The 3,950-nt window shown below is 30.1% G+C and carries 2 protein-coding genes; one reads left to right on the top strand and one right to left on the bottom strand.

The window, feature by feature from the left end; translation table 11 throughout:
• The coding region (locus ACIQ0D_RS12005) for a fasciclin domain-containing protein (RefSeq protein WP_395805938.1) at positions 1-236 on the top strand (236 nt) is incomplete at its 5' end.
• A gap of 194 nt (positions 237-430) precedes the next feature.
• Here the strand turns inward: ACIQ0D_RS12005 and ACIQ0D_RS12000 are convergent.
• Complete coding sequence (locus tag ACIQ0D_RS12000; protein WP_395805936.1) at positions 431-3,928, bottom strand: WG repeat-containing protein; 3,498 nt, start codon at positions 3,926-3,928, stop codon at positions 431-433.
• Positions 3,929-3,950: the final 22 nt, after the last annotated feature.

Raw genomic sequence — 3,950 nt, 5'->3', positions numbered from 1 at the left:
CTTATCACGTAGTTGCTGGTAATTTAAATGCTGCTACTGTTGTTAAAGCTATTACAGATGCTAAAGGTTCATTGAGTATCAAAACTGTAAGTGGTGGTACTTTAGTTGCTTCTATAAGAGACGGTAAGGTAATCTTAACTGACGAAAATGGTGGCGTTGCTACTGTTATTGCTACCGATTTAGGGGCAAGCAATGGCGTTATTCACGTAATTGACTCGGTTGTATTGCCTAAATAATTTTATTTAGGGATTTATTACCCATCAAAAATTAAAAAGCCACTGAGGAAAACTTAGTGGCTTTTTTTAGGACGATTCATGATCTGATAAAGAAACTAAATTTTCATCATTATCATAGCCAATATCAAACGAACGAATTGTCCCTCCTTCATTATATTCTACTGTTAATGAATCTATTTTTAATTTATTAAATCCTAAAAATCATAGAGCCATCCATTTTGAAATTCCGTATCCTTAAGATTCTCGGATACAACTTCAAGCTCTAATTCCCCTTGTTCGTAATGGAATATTTTGGAAAAATTATAATATGGACCGCCATCTGGTTCGCTTATAAGGTCTTCCATGGTGGGTTCCATTTGGAAAAATAAATCTGAAATGGAAAAGCTTTTAACTTTTACAAATGCTTTTAGATGATACTTTCCATAATTAATCATCGAATACCTGTTATTAAAGTTTGGGGCTAATTCAAGTCCTCTGTCTCCTTCTAATCTGCCTTGCGGAATTCGTAGTAAATAATTTTTCTTGGACACCCAAGCATCATCGGAATCGAATTCATGAAACTCATCAAATGTTTTAATTTTTTTTAATTTAGATTTAATATAATTTTGCTGAAATGGTTCTAAATCATAGACTTGTACGTCATCACGAATGGCTAATTCTAAAATACTCCCTTCAAAAATTTTTTCTCCATCTAATTCAATAATCATTAAGTTGTCGTCATCTATTTTATATTTCCAATCAAAAATATTTTGGTAATGATCTTCAATAGCATCAATATCTTCCTCTTCCTTATTAATACATTCAAATATTTGGTGCATCCTACCATAAATATTGATTACAATGTTTAAATCAGCATCATTTTCACTATGATATTCTTTAAATGGAATTTCTTTTGTAATAAAATTTTTAGTTAAATTACAAATAGTTAAATTATTATTAATTGGATTTATTTCTTCAAATTTAAAATCAAGAATTAGGTTATCATTACTATCAATTACACCATAATTACCTTCGTATTGAGCTGCAAATAGTATTTTAGATTCTCCAATTCTCTCTAGACTATCATATTTGCAATCTACAACATAATTGAATTTAGTATCAATTACTCCAAACAACTCATTTTCATCTGAAACAATAGCATATCCATCTTGAAATAGACTTGCACTATTGTAAATGAACTTTGTTTGCAATTTTCCATCAATACTTAAATAGGCATATTTTTTCCCTTTCTTAACATAGGAAAAATTTTCTTTAAATGCGATGTCTTCCTCCTGGCAGGCTACACCGTCAAAAAACTGTCCGCCTATAAGCGACCCGTTTGTATCCAAATATCCGAATTTTCTTTCTTTTTTAACTGTTACAATCCCATGGTCAAAACCGCCTATAATACCATCGTACTTACATTCTATAATTTTTTTTGTTTCTAAATTATAAAACCCTCTCATATCATCTACATCTATATTCAACCAGGCTTTATCACTTTCAGTAATGTTTTCAGAAGGATTTATCGTTATACTATCAAAAATAAAATCCAAAATCACATTTCCATTTGAATCATATAATATATCCTTCCCATCTAAACTGCATGAAATTAAATTTTCATCATAAATACTCAAATAATCATATTTAATTGGAACAATAATCTTATTTTCTATAGTAACAGCACCATAAAAATTATCTTTTATTACTAAAAAAAGACCATTTATTGGTTCGTAAACATAATCATATTGGTTCTTTAAATATACATTCCCTTTCAAATCCATTATTGCTCTTGTATTATTCTCTCTAATAGAAACAAAGCCATTAGAATAATTGGATAAAGAAGGTGCAAAATAATTGCCTATAATAATCCCATCTGTATTTAAATGACAATAATTACGATCAACCCTAACATTGATCACACCATCATTTATAATCCAATTGCCTGAATTACTATCTACACCAATCCGTTCAATAACTGGGAAGTTTTTTTTCTCACCTAATTTATTGTAAAATATATAAGTACCATTATCAAATACAGCTGTAATACCTTCATTGAAATTTAGAATGTTTTCATAAACAACTGGAATAATTTCCTCACCTTTCTCATTTATAACCCCACATAAATTTCCAGTTTTTGCATAACACAATCCTTCCATTGCAAAGACTAATTCATAGTACTTGGCTTTAGCTAAAATTTTTGCTTGTTGATCTAAAAGCATCCAATTACCATATAATAAACACCAGTACCTATTTGTGTTAATTGGTACAATCCTATCATACAAACAATCTAACAATAGCTTGCCATTAAAATCTAATACTCCAAATAAATTAGCCTTGCTTACTAAAAGAATCCCAAATGATTCATTTGAAGCATCAATAGAGTCATAATATTCCGAAATCTCAGAATTTGTTTCTAATGAAAACAAAACCTGTTGATTATCCGCTTCATTAGTAATTGTATCTGATGTAGGAAAAACAGTTAAGGGCACTTTTAAATTTGATAAAATAGAAAAATCACACTCTCCTGAATCTTCCTCTGGCATTCTGGACAACTTAATTAAGCTTTTATTGATTTCTGATACCAAGTTGAAATCGTTTACAAGAATTTCATATGCGGAAGAATATCTTTCAATCCACTCCTCTTCATCTTTTTCGTTAAATTCATCAATGACTTTATTTCTAACTTTAGCTAAAATTTCCGTGTTAGAAATAATAATTTCTTTGGAAATTAAATTTTCAAATTCAACCATTAAAAACTTTGTACCATTTTCTTTACTACCGCGAGTATGAAAATTTAATAATACCACAAATAGTGAATCAAACAGCAATGTTATTCTATCAGATGATTCTTCTTTCCATCGAGCTGCCATTATAGCATCATTATCTACTGCTGTTAATCTGTCTATTGTTAGTCCGTATGTTTTTCCATTTATTGAAAACTCATAACTGTATGCCATCCCTTTATTATCATCATAAAGATCTTCCTCCTCTTGAACTATTTCATTAGATAATTCCCATACGTCTAGCTCGCCATCATCATCTTGTAAATTTTTGGGAATATCAGTTAAGCCATTAAGGTCAGTAATTGAAAAATTTACCCCATTATCTAAATTTCCAGGCCTATCAAATTTCCAATAATCTGCATGAATATAACTTTCAAAGAGTTCTAATCCAGTAATGTTACCTTTCACATATTCTGTTAATCCTTCAATTAAATCTTCTCGTTCAATTTCACCTGTCCAATACGAGTCATTATACCAATTGACACGATTTACCTCGACATTACAATTATTTACCTTGTAAATTAAACCAAAATATAAATCGGAATAATCGTTAATATAATAGGTAATCTCTATTTGCTTTAATTTTTTATCAGCATTAAGCTCTTCTAAAATTTGAGGAATAGTATCGTTATCCAACTTGAGCGATTGATTATCTTCTATTAATTCATCATGATCAACATCGGAATCTTCTTTGGGATTAGAAAATGCATAAACATATTTGCCTTCACAATAGAATAGCACGATTCCACTTGGATCTTCGTCTTTATATTCTTTTTTCGCATTATTAGCTTCTTTTTTTCCGATTAGTTCTGCTAAATCAGACCATGAATCCATGTCAACACTGCCTAAGGTGTTTACTAAATCACTATACCCAGTGTCATCCTTAACAGCAGCTATGAAATCTTCTGGTTCAATGGTAAGGACCACAATTTCTCCATCTACCAAATAA

The organism is Daejeonella sp., from assembly GCF_044342615.1.
In the GTDB taxonomy this organism is placed as follows: domain Bacteria; phylum Bacteroidota; class Bacteroidia; order Sphingobacteriales; family Sphingobacteriaceae; genus Daejeonella.
Note: the sequence above shows the minus strand (reverse complement) of the source record. Positions and strands in the feature narration are given on the sequence as shown.